The organism is Massilia genomosp. 1 (assembly GCF_011682185.1).
Lineage (GTDB): Bacteria > Pseudomonadota > Gammaproteobacteria > Burkholderiales > Burkholderiaceae_D > Telluria_A > Telluria_A rubra.
The window spans coordinates 1-26,921 of record NZ_WHJF01000033.1; the positions used below are offsets into that span (position 1 = coordinate 1).

23 protein-coding genes and 1 tRNA gene are annotated in these 26,921 nt (G+C 64.6%); 13 read left to right on the forward strand and 11 right to left on the reverse strand.

Features of this window, described 5'->3' with window-relative positions:
• Positions 1 to 237: 237 nt before the first annotated feature.
• Together F1735_RS14495 and F1735_RS14500 are read right to left on the reverse strand one after the other, a co-directional pair.
• A tRNA-OTHER gene (locus tag F1735_RS14495) sits at positions 238 to 311 on the reverse strand.
• A gap of 264 nt (positions 312 to 575) precedes the next feature.
• Complete coding sequence (locus tag F1735_RS14500; protein WP_167237594.1) at positions 576 to 965, reverse strand: hypothetical protein; 390 nt, start codon at positions 963 to 965, stop codon at positions 576 to 578.
• Between the two features lie 187 nt (positions 966 to 1,152).
• Between F1735_RS14500 and F1735_RS14505 the strand changes: the two genes are divergently transcribed.
• Entirely contained in the window at positions 1,153 to 1,341 is a 189-nt protein-coding gene (locus F1735_RS14505; RefSeq protein WP_166891385.1) for a helix-turn-helix domain-containing protein, read from the forward strand.
• A gap of 31 nt (positions 1,342 to 1,372) precedes the next feature.
• On the opposite strand, the gene F1735_RS14510 is transcribed toward F1735_RS14505, so the two are convergent.
• The gene (locus F1735_RS14510) at positions 1,373 to 3,214 is read right to left on the reverse strand and encodes a pre-peptidase C-terminal domain-containing protein (RefSeq protein ID WP_167237595.1); all 1,842 of its coding nucleotides are present in this window, start codon (positions 3,212 to 3,214) and stop codon (positions 1,373 to 1,375) included.
• 378 nt (positions 3,215 to 3,592) lie between these two features.
• On the opposite strand from F1735_RS14510, the gene F1735_RS14515 reads away from it, so the two are divergent.
• The 6 genes from F1735_RS14515 to F1735_RS14540 all read left to right on the forward strand — a co-directional run bounded on the left by F1735_RS14515 (position 3,593) and on the right by F1735_RS14540 (position 11,816).
• Entirely contained in the window at positions 3,593 to 3,781 is a 189-nt protein-coding gene (locus F1735_RS14515; RefSeq protein WP_167237596.1) for a hypothetical protein, read from the forward strand.
• The gene (locus tag F1735_RS14520) at positions 3,775 to 4,161 is read left to right on the forward strand and encodes a PIN domain-containing protein (RefSeq protein WP_167237597.1); all 387 of its coding nucleotides are present in this window, start codon (positions 3,775 to 3,777) and stop codon (positions 4,159 to 4,161) included. The genes F1735_RS14515 and F1735_RS14520 overlap by 7 nt, the downstream gene beginning before the upstream one ends.
• 201 nt (positions 4,162 to 4,362) lie before the next feature.
• Positions 4,363 to 7,089, forward strand: coding sequence for an XrtA/PEP-CTERM system TPR-repeat protein PrsT (gene prsT / locus F1735_RS14525; protein WP_373888526.1), 2,727 nt, complete (start codon positions 4,363 to 4,365; stop codon positions 7,087 to 7,089).
• A 369-nt stretch (positions 7,090 to 7,458) separates the two neighbouring features.
• Positions 7,459 to 8,106, forward strand: a complete 648-nt coding sequence (locus F1735_RS14530; protein WP_229505774.1) for an N-acyl amino acid synthase FeeM domain-containing protein — start codon at positions 7,459 to 7,461, stop codon at positions 8,104 to 8,106.
• A gap of 119 nt (positions 8,107 to 8,225) precedes the next feature.
• Positions 8,226 to 10,994 carry an XrtA/PEP-CTERM system TPR-repeat protein PrsT gene (gene prsT / locus F1735_RS14535; RefSeq protein WP_167237599.1) on the forward strand — a complete coding sequence of 923 codons (2,769 nt, stop codon included), beginning with the start codon at positions 8,226 to 8,228 and terminating at the stop codon, positions 10,992 to 10,994.
• Positions 10,995 to 11,048: 54 nt separating this feature from the next.
• The gene (locus F1735_RS14540; protein ID WP_229505775.1) at positions 11,049 to 11,816 is read left to right on the forward strand and encodes an N-acyl amino acid synthase FeeM domain-containing protein; all 768 of its coding nucleotides are present in this window, start codon (positions 11,049 to 11,051) and stop codon (positions 11,814 to 11,816) included.
• On the opposite strand, the gene F1735_RS14545 is transcribed toward F1735_RS14540, so the two are convergent.
• The 8 genes from F1735_RS14545 to F1735_RS14580 form a co-directional block, all read right to left on the reverse strand.
• Positions 11,813 to 13,390 carry an FAD-binding oxidoreductase gene (locus F1735_RS14545; RefSeq protein WP_167237600.1) on the reverse strand — a complete coding sequence of 526 codons (1,578 nt, stop codon included), beginning with the start codon at positions 13,388 to 13,390 and terminating at the stop codon, positions 11,813 to 11,815. The two genes, F1735_RS14540 and F1735_RS14545, sit on opposite strands and share 4 nt — an antisense overlap.
• A 109-nt stretch (positions 13,391 to 13,499) precedes the next feature.
• Entirely contained in the window at positions 13,500 to 14,441 is a 942-nt protein-coding gene (locus tag F1735_RS14550) for an EDSAP-1 family PEP-CTERM protein (RefSeq protein WP_167237601.1), read from the reverse strand.
• Positions 14,442 to 14,598: 157 nt separating this feature from the next.
• Positions 14,599 to 15,699 carry a nucleotidyltransferase domain-containing protein gene (locus F1735_RS14555; protein WP_222852992.1) on the reverse strand — a complete coding sequence of 367 codons (1,101 nt, stop codon included), beginning with the start codon at positions 15,697 to 15,699 and terminating at the stop codon, positions 14,599 to 14,601.
• Entirely contained in the window at positions 15,696 to 16,610 is a 915-nt protein-coding gene (locus F1735_RS14560; protein ID WP_167237602.1) for an HprK-related kinase A, read from the reverse strand. Before F1735_RS14560 ends, F1735_RS14555 begins: the two co-directional genes overlap by 4 nt.
• The gene (locus F1735_RS14565; RefSeq protein WP_167237603.1) at positions 16,607 to 16,885 is read right to left on the reverse strand and encodes an HPr-rel-A system PqqD family peptide chaperone; all 279 of its coding nucleotides are present in this window, start codon (positions 16,883 to 16,885) and stop codon (positions 16,607 to 16,609) included. Before F1735_RS14565 ends, F1735_RS14560 begins: the two co-directional genes overlap by 4 nt.
• Positions 16,886 to 16,928: 43 nt before the next feature.
• Positions 16,929 to 17,582, reverse strand: coding sequence for a hypothetical protein (locus F1735_RS14570; protein ID WP_167237604.1), 654 nt, complete (start codon positions 17,580 to 17,582; stop codon positions 16,929 to 16,931).
• A 224-nt stretch (positions 17,583 to 17,806) separates the two neighbouring features.
• Positions 17,807 to 18,415 (reverse strand): XrtA/PEP-CTERM system exopolysaccharide export protein, encoded by a 609-nt coding sequence (locus F1735_RS14575; RefSeq protein ID WP_167237634.1) that lies wholly within the window; start codon positions 18,413 to 18,415, stop codon positions 17,807 to 17,809.
• Positions 18,416 to 18,559: 144 nt separating this feature from the next.
• Positions 18,560 to 19,354, reverse strand: coding sequence for a S1 family peptidase (locus F1735_RS14580; RefSeq protein ID WP_167237605.1), 795 nt, complete (start codon positions 19,352 to 19,354; stop codon positions 18,560 to 18,562).
• A gap of 509 nt (positions 19,355 to 19,863) precedes the next feature.
• Between F1735_RS14580 and F1735_RS14585 the strand changes: the two genes are divergently transcribed.
• From F1735_RS14585 to F1735_RS14610, 6 genes are read left to right on the forward strand one after another with little or no spacing between them, the layout of a single operon-like run.
• Positions 19,864 to 21,399, forward strand: coding sequence for an XrtA system polysaccharide chain length determinant (locus F1735_RS14585; protein ID WP_167237606.1), 1,536 nt, complete (start codon positions 19,864 to 19,866; stop codon positions 21,397 to 21,399).
• Between the two features lie 25 nt (positions 21,400 to 21,424).
• Entirely contained in the window at positions 21,425 to 22,321 is an 897-nt protein-coding gene (locus tag F1735_RS14590) for an XrtA-associated tyrosine autokinase (RefSeq protein ID WP_167237607.1), read from the forward strand.
• On the forward strand, positions 22,314 to 23,861 hold the full coding sequence (locus F1735_RS14595) for a TIGR03016 family PEP-CTERM system-associated outer membrane protein (protein WP_167237608.1): 1,548 nt from the start codon (positions 22,314 to 22,316) through the stop codon (positions 23,859 to 23,861). Before F1735_RS14590 ends, F1735_RS14595 begins: the two co-directional genes overlap by 8 nt.
• Positions 23,862 to 23,877: 16 nt before the next feature.
• Positions 23,878 to 24,936, forward strand: coding sequence for an XrtA/PEP-CTERM system-associated ATPase (locus tag F1735_RS14600; protein WP_167237609.1), 1,059 nt, complete (start codon positions 23,878 to 23,880; stop codon positions 24,934 to 24,936).
• On the forward strand, positions 24,933 to 25,817 hold the full coding sequence (locus tag F1735_RS14605; RefSeq protein ID WP_229505776.1) for an XrtA system polysaccharide deacetylase: 885 nt from the start codon (positions 24,933 to 24,935) through the stop codon (positions 25,815 to 25,817). Before F1735_RS14600 ends, F1735_RS14605 begins: the two co-directional genes overlap by 4 nt.
• A complete protein-coding gene (locus F1735_RS14610) occupies positions 25,814 to 26,920 on the forward strand; it encodes a FemAB family XrtA/PEP-CTERM system-associated protein (RefSeq protein ID WP_167237610.1) in 1,107 nt (368 codons plus the stop codon). The genes F1735_RS14605 and F1735_RS14610 overlap by 4 nt, the downstream gene beginning before the upstream one ends.
• The last annotated feature ends 1 nt before the right edge of the window (position 26,921 follow it).

Genomic DNA, 26,921 nt, shown 5'->3' on the forward strand with positions numbered 1-26,921 from the left:
GCGACATCGGTCCGTGTGTCATTCTCGCGTCCAAATATCAAGAGTAAACGCCTTTCTCGGCGAGTTTACAAGCAATATTTACAATCTTTGCTCACCGCGACGTCCCAGCCTTCATGCAATCGCCCTAAGTCGCCAATGCTGCTCGTCGCCCAAGGCTGGTATTGGCCATTCCACAAAGCCTCTCGGCGTGACTGGTCCCTGGCAGGGCCATGCGCTGCTTGAAAGCGCTTTGTGGAATGGCGCGGGAGGGGAGATTCGCACTCCCTGTCTCAACCCATCAGGGTTGCGCTCTGCGATTGCGCTATTCCCGCACCGGTTCCACCCGCACTGGTATCGCACGTGAGGGTGCGATACCGATACAGGCGGAACCGTTTAGTACCTGTCCGAATTGTGAAAGAACTGCGTCTGGTCCGGGTTGTCCGGGGACGGCCTCAAACTGAAAGGGCTTGACTGCGATTGCTGCGGTGTTGCGGTAAAACTGCCGGCCAAAACAAAAAGGGCCCGGAGTCCTTGCGGAACATCCGAGCCCTTGAGCTTGACCTGTCGGTCAGCCGGGGAGGGGTCAGCCTCCGCGGCTAGGGGTTGCCCCCTCGGATGTTCGTTATCGGTTCCACATTCGCGCCGCCACATGCCGGCCACTGGTGATGCTGGTGGTAATACGGTGCTGGCAACGGACGGCGCGCATTATTCGCGGCGGCGGCCAGGGAGCCGAGGCCCTGGGCGGCTGCGGCGCTGGCGCCTTGCAGGGCGGCCAGCAGCGCAACTTGCAACGACGCCAACAGACTGCAAGCAAGCAGCGACAGGCCGCGCGCTGGGCGCTGCGTCGTCATCTGTTGTTGTTGCGTCGTTGTTTTCACGGTAAATCCCTGTGGTCGTTGCTGCGATTGGTGCTCTTGCTGAGCGAGTGAATGCATTCTGACATGCACAAAATCGGAACGCAAGCAAATTTGGAAAATAATTTGCATCAGATGCAAATAAATCGCCCTGCTTGGGTTTTTTTGCAACACATGAAAACGGGGTCAGCGGCAAACGGGTATGATGGCGCCTGTCGTAGTGAGGTACGACGAACCCATGCACACACTAAAACCATCCCCTATCTCCAAGCCCCTCCAGGGGCCACAGCGCAAAGCCGTCCTGCGGGTCCAGGTTTTGATGGCTGAACACGACATCCGTTTCGTCACAGAATTGTGGAAACGCCTGAGCGCCATGGGCGTGGAGATTTCGCACTCCCAGCTCACGCGCGTGGTCAACAACAGCACCAAGTCCCTGAGCATCGACCTGCTCGAGGGATTGGCCAGCCTGTTCGACTGCCCGGTGTCGGCGCTGTTCAAGGACGGCTAGCGTCGCCGCTGCCGCCCTTGCGCATGCCTAATTAGTAAGTCGCCTTCACGCTCAGGTTGTTATACGCCGCGTACGCATAGATACCCACATAGTAGCGGCCCGCCTGGGGCGCACTGACGGTGCAGTTTTCCACGCTGCTCGGCCCGTCCGACTTGCAGTTGTAGCTGGCCGTGCTCGGGGTGCCGCCGAGTTTGACGAACATGTCGGCGTCGCCATTGGCGCCGTTGAGCGCGAACGCGACCTGGCTTTTCCCCGCCGGAACGTCAATCGTGAAATATTGCCAGCCGCCCGTCGCCGCGCCCTGGCCGCCCAGCGCCACGCCATTGCCCAGCACCGGATAGCCGGAGCCGCCCGCGCCCGCCAGCGTCCCCTTCATCGCGTAGTAACCGAGCGACGAATAGTTCGAGAAACCATTGGCCGGCGTGCCCTCGGCGCCGCCGCGCACCACCAGCCGGTAGCTGCCGGCCGGCAGCGACAGATTGGTGAACTGGGCCGAGCGGTTGACCGCCAGGTTGCTGCGCGCCACCACCGCTCCCGCCGCGTTGACGATGCTGGCGTCGACGTCGAGCATGCGCAGGTATTCGAGCGGGTCGATGCGCAGGTTCAGGGTGCTCACGCCGGTGGTGGTGAAGGTGAAGGTGTCGCTGTCGGTGTTGCGTTCGATCTGGCCGAAGTTGCGGGTCGGATCGATGGCGCCGCCCGTGCCCAGGGTCAGCGCGCGCGTGTCCGGGATGTCGTCGGCCATGTAGGGCACGGCTTCGTCCACGTTCATGATGCGCAGGTCATCCTCGAAATTGCTGGCGGTGGTGTATTCGCCGCGGCTCCAGGTAAACAGCTGGTTGGCCCAGCCGCCGCCCATCCAGTAGTTGCCCATGATCGGCCCCCACTGATAGGCGGCAATGCCTTCGAAATACTCGCCGCCGCTGCCGCCGCGGTCGTGGTTCATGCCCATCTGGTGCCCGACTTCGTGCGCGCCGGTCATGCCGATCCCGTAACCGTAGTCGAAACCGGAGGAGGGATTGCGGTACAGGGTGCCGGCGGCGGTGGTGCCGAAGGCGCGCAGCGGCGCGAACGAGCGGCCATCCTGGTTGACGAAGTTGATGATGCCGGTGCGCAGCACGTTGGCGGTGCGCGCGGCGTCGTACACGGCGCGGCTGGTGGTCACGTTCAGGTTCAGCATCGAGTACTGGTCGGCGATCGATTGCCAGGCGCGGTACATGTTTTCCTTGGTCACGCCGTTCAAGGGCGTGCTGCCGCTCATCACCGCCGTGGTGTTGAGGTAGAACACATACGGGCTGCCCGGCTTGCTTTGCAGCTGGGTCACGTCTTCATTCTGGTACGGGCCGATATGGCGCGCCTGGCGCAGCGCCATCGGGCTGTAGACCGGGTGCGACACCGCCAGCGCCAGCATGGCCGGGGTGCGCTTGTCGCGGAAATCGGGGTCGAAGTCGGGCACGATCTTGGTAATCGGCACTTCCGTCAGCCAGACCTTGCCGGCGCTGTCGGTGGTGTATTCCCAGGCTTTCCGGGTGTCGTACTTGAGCAGGTAGCCGTACACGGCTTTTTTGTTCCCCTTGAGCACGAATACCGAATCTTGTGTGTCGACTGCGGTACCGGTGATCGATACCACGCCGTTCTTGTCGGCGTAGTCGCGGATGTGGGCGGCGACGGTGTTGCCGCCGACCGATTGCACTTGCAAGCTGCGGCCGTTGGCATGTTGCGCGGCAAAGCCGCTCAGGACCGCGTCGACGCTGCCGATCTGCAGGCTGGCGGCGGGGCGAGCCCCTGGCGCGCTGGCGATATCGGTCTGGGCGGTGGCGCTGCCGGCGAGGGCGGCGGCCATGAGCAGGAACAGGGTGGGCGAGGATGTCATTCAGTCTCCGGTTTTATCATTTTTTATCAATCTGGCACTTTCCGCGCGGATTGACAGGAAGTTGTCGGCAGGATATCTATTCCCACTGCATAACGTTACCATGAGGGAAAGATGCCGTATGTATCCAAACGGCACAACAAGACCAGTGGCGAGATCGACGCGGTTCATTCACGCAAGCCGAATTTTCTTACTGTAAATACCAAAATTTCGCGAGATTGCTAGCTATAAGGGGCCTCAGTTCCACGCTTATTCGGCACAGGCCGCTGATTTCCGTTTTCTCTATGCAAGGTGGATAAGCCGGCACGGCGGCACGCCCTGCTGACGGGGCGCAAACGATGCTATACACTACTTATCATTGAACAACTTTCGAGGCGCCACATGGGCCGCAATCCGAACGACGTCGCGGTAACCCATGTTCCAGGTGTCATTGCCGATGAAACAGGCCTGTCCGCGCCGGTCGCCCCCGAGCGGCGCGCGCCGCCGCCGCCGAGCGCTTTCGGGCTGTGGAAGAAGCGCATCCATGAGGATGGCGTCAGTTACCAGCACCGGTTGCGCGACGAATGGTAAAGGCGCTGTTCGATACCAACATCCTGATTGACTATCTGAACGGCGTCGCGCAAGCGGAACTGGCCTGCGATCACTATGTCGACAAGGCCATCAGCGTGGTGACGTGGATGGAAATCATGGAAGGCGTGTCCGACGACGAGGACGAACGGTTGCTGGTCGAAGCCTTCCTGGGCCAGTTCGAACTGCTGCCGATCGACCACCTGCTGGCGCTGGAAGCGTCGCGCGTGCGCGAGGCGCACGCCATGCGCCTGCCGGACGCCGTGATCCTGGCCACCGCGCACCTGTCCGGGCGCGTCCTGGTCACGCGCGACACCCGCGATTTCGTGCCGGGCGAGACCGTGCTGGTACCCTACACCCTGGCCGCCGCCGACCCGCTGTAAACGGCGGCGGCGCGGGCGCCTGTTCGGGCGCCTGTTCTTCTCGTTCCCCCGAGAAATCGATATAGAATATGCGAGCGCAAAACACCGGCCACCCAGGCCGGCGCAGCGTTGTCCAGCCACTCATTTCACGTTGCACACGATAGGGAAGTCATGTCAGTTACCAGATCAGTTAACAGATCCAAGGCGCACGCCGCCGCCGTGGTGTCCGCATTATTACTGCTGGGCGCCGTCAGCGCTTGCGGCAAGACCGAAACGTCGGCGTCGCTGGTGGCCGACGCCAGGCAGTTCATCGCCAAGGGCGACAGCAAGGCCGCCGTGATCCAGCTCAAAAATGCGCTGGTGAAAAATCCGTCGGATGCCGACGCGCGCCTGACCCTGGGCCTGGTGTATCTCGACATCGGCGACGCCGTCTCGGCCGAGAAGGAATTGCGCAAGGCCATCGAACTGGGCGCGCCCAAGGACAAGGCCGTGCCCGCCCTGGCGAAAGTCCTGATGATGCAGCAGCAATTCCAGAAGGTGCTGGACGAGACTGCCAGTGCGACTGCCGACGCCGACATGCTGGCGCTGCGCGCCGAGGCCAGCGCCGGTCTCGGCCACGCCGACCAGGCCAAGGACTTGTACGCCCAGGCCCTGGCGGCCAAGCCCGGCCACGTCGGCGCCCTGATCGGCGCGGCGCGCCAGGCGCTGGCGCGCAAGGACCTGGAAGAAGCCAACCGCCTGGCCGACCAGGTCGTCGCCAGCAACCCGACCGACGCCACCGCCTGGATGTTCAAGGGCGACCTGCTGCGCGCCCAGGCCAAGGGAAAAGAAGCGCTGGCCGCCTACGACCAGGTCATCAAGCTCAAGCCGGAGCACCGCTCGGCGCACCTGGAACGCGCCTTTGTCGAGATCGCGGAAGGCAAGTTCGACGCCGCCAAGGCCGACCTCGACGCCGCCCGCAAGATCAGCCCCAACGCATTGATGGTGTCCTACGCCCAGGCCTTGCTCGACTTCACCCAGGGCAAGCACGCCGCCGCCAAGGAAACGCTGCAAAAAGTCTTGCACGTGGCGCCCGAGCACATGCCGAGCGTGCTGATGGCCGGCGCGGTCGAGCATGCGCTCGGCTCCATGCCGCAGGCCGAACAGCACCTGCGCAAATACCTGGCCGCCATGCCCGAACACCGTTACGCGCGCAAGCTGATGGTCAGCACCCTGCTGAAAATGGGCCAGACCACCGAAGCGCTGGCGCAGTTGACCCCGATGCTCGAGTCCGGCAAGGACGACGTGCAATTGCTGGCGCTGGCCGGCGAAGCCTACATGCAGGCGCGCGACTATGCCAAGGCCACGGCTTACTTCGAGCAGGCCAGCGCGCTGGCGCCCGACGCGGCCGGGCTGCGCACCTCGCTGGCGCTGGGCAAGCTGGCCACCGGCGACGATGCGCGCGCGATCAGCGAACTCGAACAGTCGACCAGGCTCGACGCCAAGTCGCCCAAGGCGGCGGTGCTGCTGGTGATGACCGAGCTGCGCCTGAAGCGCTACGACAAGGCGCTGGCCGCCGCCAAGGCGCTCGAAGCAACCCAGCCGCTTGACCCGATGGTGCATAACCTCAAGGGCGGCGTGTACCTGGGCATGAACGACATGCTCAACGCCCGCGCCAGCTTCGACAAGGCGCTGGCGCTCAAGCCCGACTATTTCCCGGCCGCCGCCAACCTGGCCCAGCTGGCCCTGCGCGAGAAAAAGCCCGAGCTGGCGAAACAGCAACTGGTCAATTTCCTGGCCAAGGACAAGAAAAATGTCGAAGCCTATTACGCCCTGACCAAGCTGGCCCTGGCGCAAGGGCGCAATGACGAAGCGAACCAGTGGCTGGAAAAGGCCAGCAGCGAAAATCCCGACGCCATCGGCCCGGCGCGCACCCTGGGCGCGCATTACCTGTCGATCGGCCAGAAGGACAAGGCCCTGACCCTGGCGCGCAAGTTCCAGGTGGCCAATCCGAAAAACCTCGACCTGCTCGACTTGCTGGGCCAGGCCCAGCTGGCCAACGGCGACTTGCCGGGCGCGCTGGACACCTACGGCAAGCTGGCCGGCGTGGCGCCGAAATCGGCGATGGCGCATTTCCGCCTGGCGACGGTACACGCGCAGATGAAGAACCTGAACGCCACCGCCGGCGACTTGAAAAAGGCGCTGGCGCTGCAAGCGGACTTTGTCGACGCCCAGGTGGCCCAGGCCGAGCTGGCCGCCAATGCCGGCCAGCTCGACGACGCGCTGGCGATTGCGCGCCAGATCCAGAAACAGCGGCCGAAGGAAGCGCTGGGCTTCCAGCTTGAAGGCAACCTCAGCATGGCGCAGGGCAAGCCGGCGCAAGCGGTGGCCTCGTTCGACAAAGCGTTCGCGCTGACGCCGTCGAGCGCCAACCTGATCAAGCTGCATGCGGCCATGCGCCAGTCCGGCAAGGGCAAGGAAGCCGACGCGCGCCTGGCCAAGGCCGCCCGCGAGCATCCGAACGACGTGGCGCTGGCCTTGTACGTGGCCGAGAACGACCTGGCGGGCAAGCGCTACAAGGCGGCCATCGGCGGGCTCGAAACGGTGCTCAAGCAAGCGCCGGAGAATGCCGCGGCCCTGAACAACCTGGCCTGGGCCTACCAGCAGGAAAAAGACCCGCGCGCGCTGAAGACCGCCGAAAAGGCCTTCGCGCTGGCCGGCAACAGTGCGGCGGTCACCGATACGCTGGGCTGGATGCTGGTCGAGCAGGGCGACGCCAAGCGCGGCCTGACCCTGCTGCAAAAAGCGGTCGCGCTGGCGCCGGAGGCGAGCGATATCCGCTTCCACCTGGCGGCCGGGCTGGCGAAAACGGGCGACAAGGCCGGGGCCAAGCGTGAACTGGAGAAGGTCATGGCCAGTAAGGACTTTGCCCAGATGGAGGAGGCGAAGGCGCTGGCCAAGGAGTTGTAGCCGACCCGGCCGGTGATTTTCCACCTTCGCCGGAGGACGCCCTGAAAACGTCGCCCATCACCTGAAAACCGTCATTTCCGCGCAGGAAATGGCGGTTTTGCATTTCTGGCAAGATTTTTGCCCGGCTGTTGCATATTTGCGAACAAAAATTTTAATTGTCTCCCTGCATCTTGCCGTCAATGTTAGGATAGTCCCTGTTAGCAATATGTTACTGAATTGGCAGTTTGGACAATATCTCCGGGATCATAGTCGATGGATCAGTTTCTCAATAATGTTGAAACAACTCGTTTCAATTTTCCCGCGCCCGATACAGGGAATCTGGGCAGCCATTGTGTTTTTGTGGAAGATAATTCTGATAACATCTCCGAGATGACGATCAATACACGAAGCTTCGGGATTCGCGTTGCCGACACCGAGGAAGGGCGTAACCGCGCCAGCATGCTCATCAATAAGATGTATGCCTGGCGTGGCTATGCCGGTACCCATCGGCTTGAAGACAATCCCAACCAGATCACCCTGTCGGCCTTCGACCAGGGCGACGTCATCGGCACCGTCACGCTGGGGGTCGATTCCCCGATCGGCATCCTGGCCGACGAGGTGTTCAAGGATCACATCGACGAATTCCGCGCGCGCGGCGCCAAGGTCTGTGAAATCAGCAAGCTGGCCTTCGACCCCGCGGTGCGCTCCAAATTCGCGCTCGGCTCGCTGTTCCACATCCTGTATATCTACGCCCATCATATTTACCAGTGTACGGATGCGTTTATCGAGATAAATCCGCGTCACCGGCGCTATTATGAGCAGATGCTCGGTTTTCGCACCCAAAGCGGGGTGCGCATCAACCCGCGTGTCGACGCGCCCGCCCATTTGCTCTGGCTCAGCGTCGATTTCATGGGTTCCGAGATCGAACGCCTCGGCGGCGTGCATGAAGACGCGGGCACCGAACGTTCGCTGTACCCCTATTTTTTCTCGCAGCGCGAGGAAGCCGGCATCGCCGAGCGCCTGCTGTCGATCGGCTGACCGTGGCGTTCGCGGTGTAACGATCCGCAGCCGCGCCGGTGCGGCATCCCTGCGCCGCTTCATTCATGCAATTGGCGGCAGGCGCGACCACGCCACCGCCGTGTAACAACAGGATCGTCATGTCAACCCAAGCGCACTCCCTGGCCACCGCCACCCTCACCACGGTCCTTATGCTCGGTGCATTGGCCGGCTGCGGCAAGACCGAGACGGCGGCGACCCTGCTGGCCGAGGCCAGGCAATTCCAGCAGAAGGGCGACCATGTGTCGGCCCTGATCCAGCTCAAGAACGCGGTCGCCAAAAACCCGTCCGACCCGGAAGCGCGCCTGGCGCTGGGCGAAGCCTATAACAAGCTCGGCGACGCCGTCTCGGCCGACAAGGAAGTGCGCAAGGCGATCGAGCTGGGCATGGCGGCGGAACGCGCCTTGCCCGAACTGTTGATGGCACAATTGTTCCAAGGACAGTTCCAGAAAGTCATCGACGCTAGCGCCGACAGCGCCTACACGGCCAACGTCAAGGTACTCAGCCAGCGCGGCGCCGCCTTTTACCAGCTCGGCAAGCGCGCCGACGCGGCCGACGCGTTCGAGCGCGTCCTGAAAATCGATCCCGGCTACCCGGTCGCGCTGATGGGCCTGGCAAATATCGCGCTGGCCAATGGCGACAAGGCGGGCGCGGCGCGCTATGTGGCGCAGGCGGTCGAGAAAAATCCGAAGGATGTCGACAGCTGGCTGTTCAAGGGCGACTTCGAGCGTTCCCAGGGCAAGCCGGCCGAGGCCCTGGCCGCCTACGACCAGGTGCTGGCGCTCGAGCCGGGCAGCGCCGGCGGCCACCTGCAAAAGGCCTATCTGTTCATCGCCGAACGGCGCTACGGGGAAGCGGCCGTCTCGCTGGCCGCCGCCAAAAAAAGCGCACCGAAAAACCTGATGGTGACCTACGCCCAGGCCATGCTCGATTTTACGCAGGGCAAGCACGCGGCCGCGCTCGAATCGCTGCAGCAAGTGTTGCGCGTGGCGCCCGACCACATGCCGTCGGTGTTGCTGGCCGGGGCCGTCCACTTTACCCTCAAGTCGCTGCCGCAGGCCGAGCAAAACCTGAAGAAATACCACGAAGCCCACCCCGAGAACGATTACGCGCGCAAGCTGCTGGCCTCGACCCGCATCGCCGCGGGCGACCCCAAGGGCGCCATCGCGGTGCTCGCGCCGGTGCTGGCCGCCTCGCAGGACCCGCAGCTGCTGGCGATCGCCGGCAAGGCCTATAGCGACAACCGCGAGTTCGGCAAGGCCACCGGGCTGCTCGAGCGCGCCAGCACGCTCGACCCGAAAAAGGCGCAACTGCGCACCGCCCTCGGCTTGAGCAAGCTCGAGCAGGGCGAGGAAGCGCGCGCCCTGTCCGAACTGGAACTGGCCAGCACGCTCGACCAGACCACCAGCACCGCCGGCACCACCCTGGCCATGACGGCGCTGCGCCTGAACCAGTTCGACAAGGCGCTGGCGGCCTTGGTGCCGCTCGAAGCGCGCACCCCGGGCGACCCGATGCTGCTCAACCTCAAGGGCTTGGCGCTGCTCGGCAAGAAGGACCAGGCCGGCGCCCGCCTCGCCTTTGAAAAAGCGCTCAGCCTGCACCCCGATTTCTTCCCGGCGCTCGACAACCTGGCGCGCCTCGACATGCAGGCGGGCAAACTGGACGCCACGCGCCAGCGCTACGAGGGCTTTCTGGCCAAGTATCCCAACAGCGTCGAGGCGCTGACCGCGCTCGGCGCCATGGCCGTGGCCCAGCGCCGCCTGCCTGAAGCCGGCACCCTGCTCGAGCGCGCCAGCGCGGTCGACCCGGCCGCGGTCGGCCCGGCCATCGTGCTGGCCAATCACTACGTGCGCATGGGCGAGGCCACCCGCGCCTTGACCCTGGTGCGCAAGCTGCTGGTGGCCAATCCGGACAATCCCGCCGTGCTCGACCTGCTCGGCCAGCTGCAGGCCGCCACCGGCGACCAGGGCGGCGCCATGGAAACCTTCACCAAGCTGACCGTGGTCGCGCCGCAGTCGGCCGAAGCGCATTTCCGCCTCGGCGCGGCCCATGTCGCGATCGGCAACCTGCCGTCGGCCAGCGCCTCGCTCAAGCGCGCCCTGGCTTTGCAGCCCGATTATCTCGACGCCCAGCTGGCGCTGGCGGCCGCCCAGCTGCGCCAGAAACAGTACGGCGATGCGCTCGGCGTGGCACGCAGCATGCAAAAGCAGCGCCCCAAATTGGCGGTCGGCTTCGTCTCCGAAGCCGACGTGTTATTGGTGCAGGGCAATGCCGCAGCCGCCATCCCCTTGTACGATAAAGCGTTTTCGTTGGGCAACAACGCCGAGCTCTTGATCAAGCTGTACGAAGCCATGCGCATCGGCGGCAAGGCCAAGGAGGCCGATGCCAAGGTGCAACAGTGGCGTGCCGCCCATCCGGACGATGTCAAGGTGCCGGGTTACCTTGGAGAGCAGTATATTTCCAATAAAAAATATCAATTAGCAATTTCAGAATTTGAAGCCATACTGAAGAAGTCGCCCGGCTATCCTAGCGCGCTCAACAATCTGGCGGTGGCCTACGACCTGGCCGGCGATGCGCGCGCGCTGCCGGCCGCCGAGGCGGCCGCCAAGGCCTTGCCCGGCAACCCGGTGGTGATGGATACCCTGGGCTGGCTGCTGGTGCAGCAGGGCGACCCGGCGCGCGGGCTGGCGCTGTTGCGCGAGGCCAGCACCAGGCTGCCGGGCGTGCCCGAGATCCGCCTGCACCTGGCCAAGGCCCTGATCAAGTCGAAGCAGCAGGCGGCCGCGCGCAAGGAACTTGAGATTTTGCTGGAGAAACATAAGCAATTTCCGCAACTGGAAGAAGCGCGGGGCTTGCTCAAACAACTATAAACCGGTTGCTTGCCGCTTTCCGCGGGTCGCGCCGGCGCCACTGGGAGTTTTCACATGAATGCAGAGCACGACGCAGTGGAAGCAATGGGCAGGGAGCAGGCCCATCTTGAGTCATCCTACGTGGTCGGCGGCGAGGAGGAGGGGGCGGCCGAGGATGGCAGTCTCTTGATCGGCAACTTTACCGATAACGACCGCACCTTCGGCATCCGCCTGGCCGATACCGACGAGGGCCGCAATTCGGCCAGCCTGTTGATCAGCAAAATGTACGCCATGCGCGGCTACAATGTGGCGCGCATGGAAAAGGACCCGAACCGGATCACCCTGTCGGCCTCGGACAAGGGCAGCGTGATCGGCACCGTGACCCTGGGGCTCGATTCCGAGCGCGGCATCCTGGCCGATGAAATTTTCCGCGACCACGTCGACGCCTACCGCGCGCGCGGCGCCAGATTGTGCGAGATCACCAAGCTGGCCTTCGACCCGCAAGTCAAATCGAAGATGGCGCTGGCGGCCCTGTTCCACACCCTGTTCATCTACGCGCGCTACATTCATGGGCGCACCGACGTGCTGATCGAAGTCAATCCGCGCCACCGGCGCTTTTACCAGACCATGCTCGACTTCCAGGACCAGGCCGAGCTGCGCCACAATACCCGGGTCGACGCCCCGGCCTACCTGATGTGGCTCAGCGTCGAGCACATGGCGCAGCAGATCCGGCGCCTGGGCGGCACCAGCAGCCATCCCGGCACCGAACGTTCCCTGTATCCCTTCTTTTTCTCGCAGCGCGAGGAAGAAGGCATCGCCAACCGCCTGATCAAGCTGGGCTAGGTTTTGGGGACGGCCGGCTGGGCATCGTAGCGGCCCGGCGCGATGATGCCGTCCGGGTCGAGCCGGGTCTTGAGCGCGTGGATCACGGCCCAGTAATGCGGATCGCGGCGCACGATGGCGGCCATCATGTCGGCGCGCGCGCGGTACACTTCCAGGCCCATCTCGTGGATCTTGTCGAGCAGGCGGTCGGCGCAGAAGTGGGCGCGCTTGACCCCTTCCAGGTTGCTGCGGTCGAACAGCAGGTTGATCACCGCCACCAGCGAAGTCGGGGTTTCGATATTGATGGTGATGTACAAGGTGTCGTGATAATAGCGCGCCGCCGTCTTCTTCATTTCAGTGATGAAGCGGTCGACGAAGGCCCCGTCCAGCGGCAGCGCCGGATTAATGAACAGCAGGCCGCAATTCGACTGGTCGAGCTGGGCCGCGCTGAGGTCGGCGCGGCCGAATTTCCACAGCAAATTGTCGATCGCGGCATCGGTCGGCACCCCCAGCGCCAGGGTATGCAGGGGCCGGATGGCCGAGATCGCGGCGGCGTTGGCGCGCGCGGCCGGAATGAAGCGCAGCCGGTGCGCCACCGCGTAGGCGGTGTCGAGCAGCTGGTGCGTGATCGGGCGCACCCGCGCCAGGCCCTTCATGCGGCGCCGGATCTCGACCAGGTTGGCCTTCACTTGCGCCTTGGTGCCGGTGATCGCCCCCAGGCTGGCCCACTCGCCCGGCGCGATCAGGTCCATCACGCTCTCGGCCTCGGCAAAGGCGCGCTCGGGCGTGTAGGCGCATTGCTGCTCCAGGTAGCATGTGACCCCATAGGCCAGGGTGGCGTGGGTGCGCGCGCGGTTGGCGATGTGGGTGACCGACTCGATCAAGCCTTCGCGCTTGCAGTTGGCCAGCTCGTCGATAAAGGCTGGCAAGTCCTCTTCGCGGCGCAGCGACAGCGACAGCGCCACCTGCTTGGGGCGCTTGGGCACCAGGCGGAAACAGGCGCTGACCACGATGCCGAAATTACTCTGGAAAAAAAGTCCATCGAGCATCGGCCCCAGGCCATACGGATTGCTGGTGCCCAGCGGCGAGCGCTTCAGGCGCCGGAAACCGGTGCGCAGCAGCTTGCCGTTGCCGCACACCACGGCCAGCCCGAACAAGTCTTCCTTGCGCGGGCCAAAGTAACCGACCCCGCGGTCGAGCGAATTGCCGATGATGCTGGTGGCGCGCGCCGAGCCGGTCACATTGAAGGTCAGGTTCGGATGGTGTTCTTCCAGGAAGTCGTACAGCATGCCTTGCGTCACGCCCGGGCCGATCACGGCCACCGGCAATACCCGGCCGTTGTGCTTGTCGACCGTCATGCGGATCGTGTTCAGGGAGCCGAGGTCGACCAGCAGGCTGCCGGCGGCGGTGGGCGACTTGCCGCCGTAACCGAAGTTCAGGCCGGTGGAAAAGGGGTATAGCGGGGTGCCGTTCCTGCGCGCTTCGCGCACCAGCTTGATGACGGCGCGTACACTGGCCGGGCGCACCTGGCCGCGCACATCGGTGGCGCGGCCGGTGATGTTATTGCTCGGATGCTCGCTCTGGGTGTAGGCCATGGGACATTATCGCCTAAAAAGACGAACGACCCGAGCGCCACCGGCGGTCGGGTCGTTCGTTGCTGTCACGCGCAAACCGGCTGGCAAGCCCGGCCGGCGCATGCGCGGCTTACTTCTTGGCCGCTTTGCGACGCGATGCGGCGCCCAGGGCCAGCAGGCCCAGGCCGACCAGCACCATGCTGCCCGGTTCTGGCACGGCGCGCACTTCCGAAGCGATCGAGTTCGACGCCTGGTTGATGGTCAGCTTGTAGGTGCGGCCGGTGGTCAGGGTCACCAGGTTCGACAGGACGGTGCCCGACGTTTCCTTGATCGAATTTTGCGACATTTCGCTCGAAGCGACACCATCGTTGATTTCGCTTGGGGACCAGTTCATGATCGTGGTCGACACATTGCCGATCACTTCCTGCAGCGACAGCGCCCAGCTGATCGTGCCCAGCGAGGAACCGTTGACGCCGGCGGCGGCATTGACGAACGCGGCCACATAGGCTTCGAAGCCGAGTGCGAAGCGCGCTTGCAGGGTGCTGTTGGCGACGAACACGGTTTCCGAGGTCGCCGAGTTGGCGATGGTGGCGTTGGCGCTGCCGGCGTTACCGGGCGACATGACGGACGAATCGGCGCGGGTCAGGCCGTTGGCGCCGATACCGATCGCGCTGCCGGCGATGTACATATCGCCCAGGGCGTAGTTGCCGCTCGGTGCAGGAATGTGCGCGGAGAAATTGTTTTCCACGCCGCCTGGGTAATTACCGGCTGGCATGGCAACGCAGGAAGGACCGCCGCAACGGTTCTTGACGTCGACGGTGCCGCCGATGGTCGTGCTGAAGATGTTGCCGCTGCCGGTGCCGGTGCCGTCGTTGCCGTTGAAGTTCGAGGCGGCGGTGCCGGTCCGGTTTTCGGTTTTGATGGTGATGCCGGTGGCGGCGTTGTTGTTCGCATCGAGGATGATCAGGCCGGTGATGGCCAGGTCGGCCATGCCCATGGTGGCGGCCGATGCCGGCGCTGCGATGAAGGCGGCCGAGACGGCGGCGGCGGCGAGGTATTTTGTCAGTTTCATAAGTGGTTCTCCCGATTTTTGTTTGTTGATCCAGCGTGCCTTTCTATAAGCACGACTCGTGCCAGAAGTGTTGGATTGATTAAAATCAAGTACTTAACACCGTTTTGATGGTATGCGCATGTATTGGTGTAAGGAAAACCGACAGCCTGGATGCCGTTTAATCTTTACTGGGAGAAATAAATGCCTTGTGAAACAGATGTCGTGTTAATAACATCGGTGGCATGCGCAGCCAGTTGCCGCGGATATACAGCAAAAAGCGCGCGGCGCCGCTGAAGCGGTCGCCGCAGCTGCGGTGATGCGGCAGCAGGGCGCGCAGGAACAGGGCATCCATCAGGGCCAGCAGCGGCGCGCCGGGGCCGGCCGCGCGCACGGCGGCCTGGGCCGCCTCGGGCACGGGCGTGTGCAGCAGGCGCGCGCCATAGCGCAGCGCGTAGAACAGCGGGCGGCCCAGTTCCAGTTCGGCCGCGCGCGCGGCCAGCCCGTCCCAGAAGCCGGGCGTGGCGCTTGAGTGGCTCAGCAGGCGGTGCAGGTCGAGCAGGTCGCGCAGGCCATGGTCGAATTCGCCGTCGTAGAACAGGTGCAGGGCGCTGTGCAGCACCATGTCGGCCGGGGCCAGCACCTGCAGCGGGGCCTGGCCGGCTTGCGCGGGCAAGGCCACGGCGGCGGCGCGCAGCTTGGCCGGGTCGGGCCGCAGGCGCGCCGTTTCCGGCAGGATCGCGTGATGCACATCGATCACGCTGGCGCGCCGCCCATGCTTCATCGGCGGCAATTCGTGCATCCAGGTACGGTAATAGCGCTGGTCGTAGGCGTCCTGCGCCACCGTGGCCCAGCCGTGCAGCATCAGCGCCGCCTCCACCTCGGCCAGGCGGTCCTTGGGCACCAGGATATCGATATCGGAAAACAGGCGCCCGCGCCCGGCCGCCAGCTGCGCCATGGCGTAGGCGCCACCCTTGAGCAGGAGCAGCGGGATCGGGTCGCCCCCGCTGGCGGCCAGCGCCGCGCCGATCTGCGCCACTTCGAAGCGCACCGCGCGCGCGTGCCGTTCGGCGTGTACCCCGGCCCAGTCCAGATGGCGGCGGGCGGCGGGCGGAATCGCGCCGGCCAGGCCGTGTTCGTCCAGCAAGCCGTGCAGGCTCGCTTCGAGCCGCGCCGCCGCCGCCTGGCGCAGCAGCAAGTCCCATTCGGCCAGGCCGAGGCTGGCCGCGCGGCTTGGGTCGCGCAGCAGTTGCAGCAGTAGCGGCACGGCGCAGCCGGTCACGCCGCGCCCGCCAACTGCTCGAACACCGCGATCGCCTCGTCCAGCGCGCTGTAGGTAAAATCGATGCAGCGCGCTTGCGCCACCAGCTCGCCCAGGGCGGCAAACCCGCGCGCGCCCAGCACGCTGTAGTTGAAACCATTCTCGGCCACGCGCATGAAGGCGCGCGCCGGGGTCAGGTCGCGCAGCGTCGTGGCCGCGCCCGCCGTGTATTTGGGAAACACGATCCAGCCCGGGCGCGCCAGTTCGTTCGCCCGCGCGATGCTCTCGGCCGGCGCTTTCAGGTGCGCCACCGTGCCCTTGGTGGTGTCCGGCACGGGATTGCTGATGACGGCGTCCGGCTGGTAGCGCCGCATCACCACGATCGAGGCATTCTTCAGGCTGATCGGGCGCGGCAGCGGCGCCAGCAAGCCGTCCTGCGGGCGCACCAGCGCCAGTTCGTCCGACAGCAGGCGCCAGCCGCGGCTGACCAGGGCCGCGCACAAGGTGCTTTTGCCGGAACCCGGCGGGGCCGGCAGGATGGCGGCGCGCCCGTTCTTCTCGACCACGGCCGCGTGCAGGATCAGGTACTCATGCGCGCGGCTCGACACGCACCAGTTCATGCCCCATTCGAACATTGGAAACGCTTGCGCGGCCGGCAGCGGCAGGAACGGCGCCATGCCATCGTAGACGAAGCGCGCCAGCGGCTTGTACCAGCGGCGCAGCGAGGGCGGCGGCGCGATATCGACGTGGAAGTCGGCAAAGTCATTGGCCTCCAGCAGGGGGTAGTCGGCGTACAGCAAGTGCAAGCCATCGGCCACGCTGGCGAAGGGGCTGTGGATGCGGGTGACGAAGGCGCCGGTGCGCAGGTCGATGCTGCCCTCGCGCAGGCGGCGGCCCAGTTCGGCGCGGCCGAGCGCGCTGACAGTGCTCATGCGCGCTGTGCGATCAGGGAAATGGACGCCAGTTGCTCGAGCAGCGCTTGCAGCGCGTCGTTGGCGTCCTGGTCCTCGTCCGCCAGGCCCAGCGCCAGCCGCATTGCCGCCGCGTCGCGCGCGCCGCCATGCACGGCCAGCAGCAGCGCCAGCGCATCGGCGTCGAGCAGGTGGGTGTCGCCACTGAGGTCGTTGAACAGGACCGCTTCCTGTTCCCATTGGCGGTAGTGCAGGCGCTGGCCGGGAAGGACGTGCCAGGAAAGGGCGTGCGGCATGGTCTGGGAAGGGCGGGCGCGCGCGGCGCCGTCACCGTGCGGGCTACTGATGGAAGGTGGTTTTCAGGTAAGCGACGATCTCTTCGCCATACCATTTGACGCCCGCCGTCGGCGAGTAGTAGCCCAGCTTGCCGCCACCGTTGAACTGGTATTCTTGCCAGATGGCGCGCAATTGGTTCTCGGTCAGTACGGTCGAGCGCTTGCTCTGGATGTTCAGGTAGGCGGCGAGCACATGGCTGGCCACATTGTGGGGATCCAGGTCTTCGCTCTTGAACGGGCCTTTGCCGCCCTTGCCGCCGTGCGGATTGCCGTTGGTCTTGAACACCTCGGCCAGGGTCAGCTCGCCGAGCGCGGCCTGGCTGGCGTTGACCGGGAAAATATCCTTGAATTTACGCGCCGGCGCCGGGTTCGACGGCCATGCGGCCGTGTTGTTGGCATAAAAGCCCGGCGAATTGCCGCCGCAGGTGAGCGGATTGTCAGGCCGGTGGCTCGATTGCAAGCCGTTCGACAGCGAGCCGGACGGCGAGGCGCAGACGGTGGCGGCCATGCCCGGCTGGCTGGCCAGGGTCATCAGGACCCCGGACGCGCCGATGCCGGCGCGCGTAAAGCGGCGCCGCGCGTTGCCGGACGCCGACAAGGGCGCGAGCGGCGCTACTGCTTCGCCGCTGGCGCGGTCCGCTTGATGATTGATAGTCACGTCAGTTTCCTCGAATTGAACGGCAGCGTCAGGCATGCCTGATACAGAGTTGAAGCAATTTTTATTCCAATGCCGCGCCCCGGCGCCAAAATCTGATGCAGATCAAAGGCTTGGTGGCGCTGTGTGTTAGCGGCGCCGGCGCCAGACGGTCTATCCTGTAAAAAAAACCGACATCCTGTCTTTCGCGCAAGTATTCCACCATTTGGGCCGTCTGTCGACCGCCTTTAGAAGAAGCTTTCGGGAATCACCAGCACATCGCCGGGGCGCATGTAGATATTCGCCGAAATATCGCCCTGCTTGATCAGGTCGTTCAAGCGCACGGCCAGCTTTTCCGACTTGCCGTCCACCTTGCGGATCACGATGGCCTTATTGCCAGAAGCGAACTCGGTGACGCCGCCGACCGCGATCAGCACATCCATCAGCGACATGTCGCGCCGGTAAGCGAGCGCTTGCGGACGGGCGGCTTGCCCGATCACGCGGATCTGCTCGCTGTAATTGCCGACGAAACTGGTCACGATGACGGTCACCACCGGTTGCTGGATGTATTTTTCGAGCGCTTTTTCGATATCGCGCGCCAGGGTGGTCGAGGTTTTGCCGCTGGCCTGCAAGTCTTCCACCAGCGGGGTGGTGATCTTGCCATCCGGACGCACCGGCACCGTGGTCGACACTTCCGGATTGCGCCACACCACGATATTGACGGTGTCGCCCGGGCCGATCAGGTATTCATGGGCGCTGGCCGGCCCCGGATCGGGCACCACGGTCGAGACCTGGGAGGCGCAGCCGCCCAGGAGCAGGGTCGACAGGGCCAGCGCGCTGGCGCCAAGCCATTTCATCGTATGCGATTTGAACGTGTTCACCTGATTTTCCTTTATGCGGACCGCGCCGGTATTAAATTACTATAATGCAATTTTAATTACAACAGTTTCTATTTTAGCATGAAGTTTTTCAAGCGAAAGGGAGGACACGCTTTTCTTTCCTCACGGTGTTGTTTGCGGCGTTGTTTGCGTTGATGTTTGTTGTTGCAGCAGCGTGCGCACATGGATCACCGGGATGGCGTAGCTGATGCCGCTCGGGTTGCTGATCGCATTTTCCTTCAATCCCTTGACGAACACCATGTTCAGCACCGCCAGCACCTGGCCGCTGTCGGGATCGTAGACCGGGCTGCCGCTGTTGCCCGGATACGCCGTGCCGTCAAGCTGGTAGATGGGCGAGGGCGCGCGCGCCAGTTGCGCAATCGCGCGCGCATCGAGCTTGCGCGCACTGACCGAGGGCATCACCAGCGGCGTAATGGCCGACAACATGGCGCGGTGGGTCACCGGATGCAAGCCGAGCACCATGCCGAGCGGAAAGCCGGTAAACGCCAGCGCCTGGCCTTCCTCGACCGCGCCGCCGTCGCCCAGGCGCAGGGCCGGCATCGGCGCGCCGGCCAGGCGCAGGTGGGCCAGGTCGTGCAGGCGGTCGAGCCCGGCCAGCCTGGCGGGGCGGAAGTCGACCTTGTCGCCTTTGGCGATGACGATGCCCAGCGTTTCATTGCGTTCGCTGTCGAGCGTCTCGGGGATGCCGTGCGCGTTCGTGATCACGCTCAGGCCGTCGCCGGTGACAAAGCCGGTGGCCACGAACACGATGGCCGGGCTGCGCGTGGGCTGGTAGGTGCCGATTCCGACCACCGAGGGCTTGACCGCGGCGATCACCTGGCCGAAGGTGGCGCCGGCGGCCGCACCGGGCGCCCAGGCAAGGGCGGCAAGCAGGGCGCCGGCAAGGCTTGGGCGCATGCCGACACCGGCGCGTAAAAGGAGGGAAGAAGTCATGCGCCGACAGTACCCGATTGGCGCGCCGGCAACAACTAGTTTCATTCACGCAAACCGGCTGATCATGGTCGCTTCACCACTGTTGTAATTTCGGCGCGCAAGGCCACGGTTTTCTTCCTGTTTGGCGAATCGATGTGCGAAACTCTTTGCGAGGGGCAACAGGATTGGCCGAATTGTCATTGAATACATGAGTGATGCCGTAAACAATTGTTGAACGTATACTATGTGGGCGAATTCAATATCAGCAGGAAACGAATTTCCTGTATCATATGATTATTAATCAATGCCTTAGAGCAATTCATTGTCATGCTCCTTGAGCTGCAACAATAAATTGTTTTTTGTGCATCCGATAACACGTTGGCTGGCGCGATGCGGCACCGGGCGCTGCGTCCGCATGTGCGTACACAGCGGCCGGCCTGGGCCACCCTCCCGGGATACCTTCCCGGGATACCCTTTATGGCGAGATTGACGAGATGGCAGAACTGCAGGCCCTACTGACGAACTTCCTCAAAGCGATCTGGAAATACCGCTGGTACGCGGTCGTCATTTCCTGGATCGTGGCCATCGTGGGCTGGGCGGTGGTGTACCGCTTGCCGAATGAATACCAGGCCTCGGCCCGGGTGTACGTCGATACCCAGAGCATCCTGCAACCGCTGCTGTCGGGCATGACGACGGTACCGAACGTGGACCAGCAGGTGGCCTTCATGCGGCGCACCCTGATCAGCCGTCCCAACGTCGAGCGCGTCATGCGCATGGTCGACCTCGACATCAAGGCGTCCACGCCCAAGGACAATGAAAAGCTGATCGACGAGCTGATGGCGCAGATCAGCATCGGCGGCACCGAGCGTGACGACATCTACACCATCTCGTACAAGAATTCCAACCCCAAGCTGGGCAAGGACATCGTGCAGTCGCTGCTGACCATCTTCGTGGAAGGCAGCTTCGGCGGCAAGAAGCAGGATTCCGAAAAAGCGGTGCAGTTCATCGACGACCAGATCAAGAATTACGAAGAAAAGCTGGTGCAGGCCGAAAACGCGCTCAAGGAATTCAAGATCAAGCACCTCGGCATGCTGCCGCGCGCCGGCGGCGACTTCAGCGCCAACATGGCCACGCTCGAAGACTCGCTCAACCAGGCGCGCCTGGAACTGACCGAAGCCGAGCAGGCGCGCAACGCCATCAAGCGCCAGATCGCCGGCGAAGAACCGGCCCCGCTCACGCCGCCGGAAGCGGCCACCGTGGCCAATCCCGAAATCGATGCGCGCATCGCGGCGCTCAACAAGAATCTCGACGGCCTGCGCATGCAGTACACCGACGCCCATCCCGACATCGTGGCGGCGCGCCGCCTGATCGCCCAGCTCGAAGCGCGCAAGCTCGAAGAAGCCAAGCGCAACAAGCGCAACAACGACCCCGGCGCCAACTACAGCCCCATGCTGCAGCAAATGAACGTGGCGCTGTCGGTGGAAGAAGCGCGGGTCGCTTCGCTCAAGGCGCGCGTGGGCGAATACACGAGCCGCGTGGCGCGCCTGCGCTCGCAGAGCACCAACGCGCCCGAAGTCGAGGCCCAGCTGGCCCAGCTCAACCGCGACTACCTGATCAACAAAGAGAATTACGAAAAACTGGTCGGCCGGCGCGAAGCGGCCAAGCTCTCGGGCGACCTCAGTTCGGCCACCGACATGCTGACCTTCCGCGTGATCGATCCGCCCACCGTGCCCTCGACGCCGTCGGGACCGAACCGCCACCGCCTGTTCTCGTTCGTGTTCGCCGCCGCGCTGGCGGCCGGCCTGGGCGTGGCCCTGCTGATGAGCCAACTGCGTCCGACCTTCATGAGTCAGGGCAGCCTGCGCGACGTGACCGGCATTCCTATCCTCGGCAGCATCGGCATGAACTGGACCAACGAACAAAAGGTCATCCGCACCAAGCGCCTGTACGCCTTCAGCGCGGCCGTGATCGTGCTGTTCGGCGCCTACGGCGGCGTGATGGCGGCCCTGTTTGTCCGACCGCTGCTCTGATGCGGCCTTCACTGGAGAGAACAGCGTGAGCATTATCGAAAAAGCGGCCAGCCGCATCGAACAAAGAAAAGACGAACAGGGCGTGCCAGGCGCCGCCGCGCGCGCGGCCGATACGCCGCCGCCAGCGCCGTCCATGGCGGCGCCGCACGCATCGGCCGCGCCGGCCGCGGCCCCGCCGCCGCACGCGCCGCGCCGCACCGCCAACCAGGTCGAACTCGATCTGGAACGCATGCAGCGGCTCGGGCTGGTGACGGCGGCCGGCGGGCGCACCACCCTGGTCGAGGACTTCCGCATCATCAAGCGGCCCTTGCTCAAGCGCGCCTTCGGGCCGCGCGCGCCCGGCGAAAAACCGGGCAACCTGATCATGGTCACCAGTTCGCTGCCGGGCGAAGGCAAGACCTTCTGCTCGATCAACCTGGCCATGAGCATCGCCATGGAACTCGATCACACGGTGCTGCTGATCGACGCCGACGTGGCCAGGCCCTCGGTGCTGCGCACGCTCGGCCTGCCGGCCCATCGCGGCCTGATGGACATCCTGCTCGACGACAAACTCGACATGGCCGACGTCATGCTGCGCACCAACGTGAACACGCTCAGCATCCTGCCGGCCGGCAGCAACAACCCGCGCGCGACCGAACTGCTGGCCAGCCAGGCGATGAGCACCTTTGTCAACGAAATCGCCAACCGCTACCCGGACCGGATCGTCATTTTCGATTCGCCGCCGCTGCTGCTCACCAGCGAAGCGCACGTCCTGGCCAGCCACATGGGCCAGATCGCGCTCGTGGTCGAAGCCGAGGGCACCACCCAGCACGCGGTCAAGGAGTCCTTGCGCCAGCTGGAAGGGTGCAGCAATGTGAACCTGATCTACAACAAGACGCGCGAATTCCCCGGCACCGAAACGTATGACTACCACTATGGCTAAGCGTCGCTTTGGACGGCGTCGCGCCGTGCTCGTGCCGGCGGCGCTGGCGGCCCTGTTGGCCGCACCAGGCGCGCGCGCGGAGTGGCGCTTCACGCCCACCGTGGACCTGCGCGAGACCTGGACCGACAACGTCGCCCTGAGCCGTGCCGAAGACGCCAAGAGCCGCTTCGTGACCGAACTGACGCCGGGCTTCACGCTGTTGAACAAGGGCCCGCGCCTGAAAGCCTCGGCCAACTACCAGCTGCACTACTACGCTTTTGATGACGACGGCGTGGAAGGGGTGCGCCACGCGCAGTCGCAACTGCGCACCGACGTGCGCGCCACCGTCATCGACGACCTGCTGTTCCTGGACGCCGACGGCGCCATCGGCCAGCAGCCGGTATCGGCCTTCGGCCCGCAGGTCAACGGCAACGGCTATGCCAGCGCCAACCGCGCCAACGTCAAGACCTGGCGGATCAGTCCCTACCTGCTGCACCGCTTCGGCAACAGCGCCAGCGCGGCCGTGCGCTACACCCACGACGCGGTCGACGCCGGCCGCACCGGCTTTGGCGACAGCAGCGGCGACCTGCTGACCCTGAACCTGAACAGCGGGCGCGCCTTCCGCCGCCTCGGCTGGGGCCTGCAATACAGCCTGCAGCGCGTGGACGACAGCATCGCGCCCGAATCGAGCGTCAAGATGGTCAGCGCGAATACGCGCTACCGCCTCGGCGAAGACCTTAACCTGACCGCCAGCGCCGGCTACGACGAATACGATTACCAGTCCGATGGCGAGCCCACCAAGGGCCGCTTCTGGCAGGGCGGCGTCGAATGGACCCCGGGTCCGCGCACCAGCCTGGTGGCCGGGGCCGGCAAGCGCTATTACGGCAATACCTACAACCTGCAGGCGCTGCACCGCAGCCGCCGTTCGGTCTGGAGCATCAACTACAGCGATTCGGTCACCACCACCCGTTCGCAACTGCTGCTGCCGGCCACCATCGACACGGCCACCATGCTCGACCGCCTGTTCATCGCGCAGATTCCCGACGCGGCGGCGCGCGCGCAGGCGGTCGACGCCTACATCCGCGCCACCGGCCTTCCGGCCGCGCTGGCCGACAGCATCAACTACTTCAGCAACCGCTTCATCCTGCAAAAGCAGTTGCAGGCGTCGGTGGTCTTCAACACGGCGCGCACCACCCTGATCCTGAGCGCGTTCGACAGCCGGCGCGAGGGCCTGTCGCTGATCCAGACCGACAGCCTGCTCACCGGTCCCGCCAGCGCGCGCCTGAACGACGACACCACCCAGCGCGGTGGCAGCGCCATGTGGAACATGCGCCTGACCTCGCGCAGCGCGATCAACGCCTCGTGGATCAGTTCGCGCCAGGAGTCGAACGGCACCGGCATAGCGAGCAAGAATAGCGCCTTGCGACTGGCCGTGACGCGCCAGTTTTCGCCCAAAGTGCGGGGCGCCTTCGAGGCGCGCCGCGTGTCCGGCACCACGGCCGACCAGGTCGCGTCGTACCGCGAGAACGCCTTAACGGCTTCTCTGTCCTTGCAGTTCTAGCCGAATCGAGCCAGCGATGTATGAAACTTATTATGGGCTGAGCGACAAGCCCTTCCGGCTGCGGCCGGACCCGCATTTTTTCTTTGCCAGCAAAGGCCACAAGCGCGCCATGGCGTACCTCGAGTACGGCCTGTCGCACGGCGAAGGCTTCATCGTCATCACCGGCGAAGTCGGCGCCGGCAAGACCACCCTGGTGCGCAACCTGTTCAAGCAGATGCCGTCCGAGCAGATCGTGGCCGCCCACATCGTCAACACCCATCTCGATGCCGACGACACCTTGCGCACCGTGGTCGCCGCGTTCGGGCTGCCGTATGAGAACGCGAGCAAGACCGCGTTGCTCGAGCGCCTCGAACAGTTCCTGCGCGCCTGCGACACCGACGGCAAGCGCGCCTTGCTGGTGGTCGACGAAGCGCAGAACCTGACCCCGCGCGCGGTCGAGGAACTGCGCATGCTGTCGAACTTCCAGACCGACGACAAGTCGCTGCTGCAAACCTTTTTGCTGGGCCAGCCGGAGTTTCGCACCACCTTGCACAGCGCCGGCATGCAGCAGCTGCGCCAGCGCATCACGGCCAGCTATCACCTCGGTCCCATGGATGGCCCGGAAACCCAGGCCTATGTTGAGCACCGCCTGCACACGGTCGGCTGGAAGGACGATCCGTCCTTCTCGGACGGCGCGCACGCCGCCATCTACGACTACAGCGGCGGCATTCCGCGCAAGACCAACGCCCTGTGCGACCGCCTGCTGCTGATGGGCTACCTGGAAGAGATGCACGCCTTTACCGAAGCCGACGTCAACGAAGTGGTGCGCGACATCCGCCAGGAATACGAACTGCCGCCCGAAGTGGTGCGCGAGCAGGCCGCCGCCGCCCTGGCCGGCGTGACCTCGCTCGGCACGCTGGATAATCCCGGCTACCTGGACGAACGCATCCTGAAGATGGAAAAGTCGATGGCCTCGGTGCTGGCGATCCTCAAGAAAGTCGTCAGTACCTTGCCGGCGCTGTCGCACCAGGTGTCGGATCACCACGCGTCGGATTACCGCTCGTCCGATCCCCACCAATCGGGCCATCACGAATGAACGACCGCCTGCATCCCGCCGCCATGCCGCGCGCGCTCGGCCAACCGATCCGCAATGCGATGACGATCGACGTCGAAGATTACTTCCAGGTGTCGGCCTTCGCGCCGATCATCGCGCGCGAATCCTGGCCGTCGCGCGAGTGCCGGGTCGAAGCGAACATCGAACGCATCCTGGCCATCCTGGCCGGCGGCGACGTGCATGCGACCTTCTTCACCCTGGGCTGGATCGCCGAGCGCTATCCCGCGATGGTGCGCCGCATCGTCGCCGGCGGCCACGAACTGGCCAGCCACGGCTACAGCCACCTGCGCGCCTCGGACCAGACGCGCGCCGAATTCGCCGACGACGTCGGGCGCAGCAAGGCCCTGCTGGAAGACATCGGCGGCCAGGCCGTGCTGGGCTACCGCGCGCCGAGTTTTTCGATCGGCAGCGCCAACCTGTGGGCGCTCGACGTGCTGCACAACGCCGGCTACCGCTATAGTTCGAGCATCTACCCGATACAGCATGACCACTACGGCATGCCGGACGCGCCGCGCTTCGCGTTTTTCCCGAACGGGCCGGATGGCTTGCTGGAAGTGCCGATCACCACCGCCATGCTGGGCCGGCGCAAGCTGCCGGCCGGCGGCGGCGGTTACTTCCGCCTGCTGCCTTACAGCCTGTCGCGCTGGATGATGCGGCGCGTGAACAGTGACGACGGGCAGCCGGCGATCTTTTACTTCCACCCGTGGGAGCTCGACCCCGGCCAGCCGCGTCCCGCGGGCGCCAGCCTGAAAACCCGTTTCCGCCATTACGTGAACCTGCGACGCATGGAAGGGCGCATCAAGCTGCTCACCCGCGACTTTGCCTGGGACCGCATGGACCGCATTTTTTTAGGGACCAAATGAGTTCGATTACCGACCTTGTGCAGGACCGCCCGGCCACGGCTGGTGGCGGCGCTGGCGGCGCCGCCAGCGTGCATCTGCTGCGCGCCGGCGACGCGGCCGACATGGCGCGCTGGGACGCGTTCGTCGCCGCCTGCCCGGAAGCGACCTTCTTCCACCGCGCCGGCTGGCAAACCATCATCGAGCGCGTGTACGGCCACAAGACCTGGTTCTACTACGTGGAACAGGATGGCCGGATCGTCGGCGTGCTGCCGCTGGCCGAAATCAAGAGCCGCCTGTTCGGCCATTCGCTCGGGTCGCTCCCGTTCTGCGTGCTGGGTGGGGTGGCGGCGACCAGTGACGCGGCCCGTCCGCTGCTCGACGCCGCCGCCGACAAGCTGGCCGCGCAACTGAACGTCGGCCACCTGGAATACCGCAACCTGCTGCCAGTACACGCGGGCGACCCGGCCTGGCACCAGAAGGAGCTGTACGTCACCTTCCGCAAGGCCATTACCGCCGACGACGACGAGAACATGAACGCCATCCCGCGCAAGCAGCGCGCCATGGTGCGCAAGGGGATCAAGTGCGGCTTGAGCGCCGAAATCGACCAGGGCGTGGACCGCTTCTTCATCGCCTACGCCACCAGCGTGCATCGCCTGGGCACCCCGGTGTTCCCGAAAAAGTATTTCGCCGCGATCAAGGAAGTCTTTGGCGAGGAATGCGAAATCCGCATCATCGTCAAGGATGGCGCGATCGTGGCCGGGGTGCTCAGTTTCTACTTCCGCGACGAAGTGCTGCCCTACTACGGCGGCGGCATGCCGGCCGCGCGCGAATTCGCCGGCAACGACTTCATGTACTGGAACCTGATGCAGGCCGCTGCCGCGCGCGGCGCGCGCATCTTCGACTTCGGCCGCAGCAAGCTCGGTACCGGCGCGTTCGACTTCAAGAAGAACTGGGGCTTTTCGCCCACGCCGCTGGCCTACGAATACCGCCTGTATGCCTCGACCGAACTGCCCGACAACAACCCGCTCAATCCCAAGTACCAGCTGTTCATCAAGCTGTGGAAAAAGATGCCGCTGGCGCTGGCCAATGCATTGGGTCCGCACATCGTCAAGAGCCTGGGCTGAG

What these genes read in the sequence shown, in the direction of transcription:
- F1735_RS14500 (WP_167237594.1), bottom strand. Translation starts at nt 965, where the DNA reads ATGCAAATTATTTTCCAAATTTGCTTGCGTTCCGATTTTGTGCATGTC.
- F1735_RS14505 (WP_166891385.1), top strand. Translation starts at nt 1,153, where the DNA reads ATGGCTGAACACGACATCCGTTTCGTCACAGAATTGTGGAAACGCCTG.
- F1735_RS14510 (WP_167237595.1), bottom strand. Translation starts at nt 3,214, where the DNA reads ATGACATCCTCGCCCACCCTGTTCCTGCTCATGGCCGCCGCCCTCGCC.
- F1735_RS14515 (WP_167237596.1), top strand. Translation starts at nt 3,593, where the DNA reads ATGGGCCGCAATCCGAACGACGTCGCGGTAACCCATGTTCCAGGTGTC.
- F1735_RS14520 (WP_167237597.1), top strand. Translation starts at nt 3,775, where the DNA reads ATGGTAAAGGCGCTGTTCGATACCAACATCCTGATTGACTATCTGAAC.
- F1735_RS14530 (WP_229505774.1), top strand. Translation starts at nt 7,459, where the DNA reads ATGACGATCAATACACGAAGCTTCGGGATTCGCGTTGCCGACACCGAG.
- prsT (WP_167237599.1), top strand. Translation starts at nt 8,226, where the DNA reads ATGTCAACCCAAGCGCACTCCCTGGCCACCGCCACCCTCACCACGGTC.
- F1735_RS14540 (WP_229505775.1), top strand. Translation starts at nt 11,049, where the DNA reads ATGAATGCAGAGCACGACGCAGTGGAAGCAATGGGCAGGGAGCAGGCC.
- F1735_RS14545 (WP_167237600.1), bottom strand. Translation starts at nt 13,390, where the DNA reads ATGGCCTACACCCAGAGCGAGCATCCGAGCAATAACATCACCGGCCGC.
- F1735_RS14550 (WP_167237601.1), bottom strand. Translation starts at nt 14,441, where the DNA reads ATGAAACTGACAAAATACCTCGCCGCCGCCGCCGTCTCGGCCGCCTTC.
- F1735_RS14560 (WP_167237602.1), bottom strand. Translation starts at nt 16,610, where the DNA reads ATGAGCACTGTCAGCGCGCTCGGCCGCGCCGAACTGGGCCGCCGCCTG.
- F1735_RS14565 (WP_167237603.1), bottom strand. Translation starts at nt 16,885, where the DNA reads ATGCCGCACGCCCTTTCCTGGCACGTCCTTCCCGGCCAGCGCCTGCAC.
- F1735_RS14575 (WP_167237634.1), bottom strand. Translation starts at nt 18,415, where the DNA reads ATGAAATGGCTTGGCGCCAGCGCGCTGGCCCTGTCGACCCTGCTCCTG.
- F1735_RS14580 (WP_167237605.1), bottom strand. Translation starts at nt 19,354, where the DNA reads ATGCGCCCAAGCCTTGCCGGCGCCCTGCTTGCCGCCCTTGCCTGGGCG.
- F1735_RS14585 (WP_167237606.1), top strand. Translation starts at nt 19,864, where the DNA reads ATGGCAGAACTGCAGGCCCTACTGACGAACTTCCTCAAAGCGATCTGG.
- F1735_RS14595 (WP_167237608.1), top strand. Translation starts at nt 22,314, where the DNA reads ATGGCTAAGCGTCGCTTTGGACGGCGTCGCGCCGTGCTCGTGCCGGCG.
- F1735_RS14600 (WP_167237609.1), top strand. Translation starts at nt 23,878, where the DNA reads ATGTATGAAACTTATTATGGGCTGAGCGACAAGCCCTTCCGGCTGCGG.
- F1735_RS14605 (WP_229505776.1), top strand. Translation starts at nt 24,933, where the DNA reads ATGAACGACCGCCTGCATCCCGCCGCCATGCCGCGCGCGCTCGGCCAA.
- F1735_RS14610 (WP_167237610.1), top strand. Translation starts at nt 25,814, where the DNA reads ATGAGTTCGATTACCGACCTTGTGCAGGACCGCCCGGCCACGGCTGGT.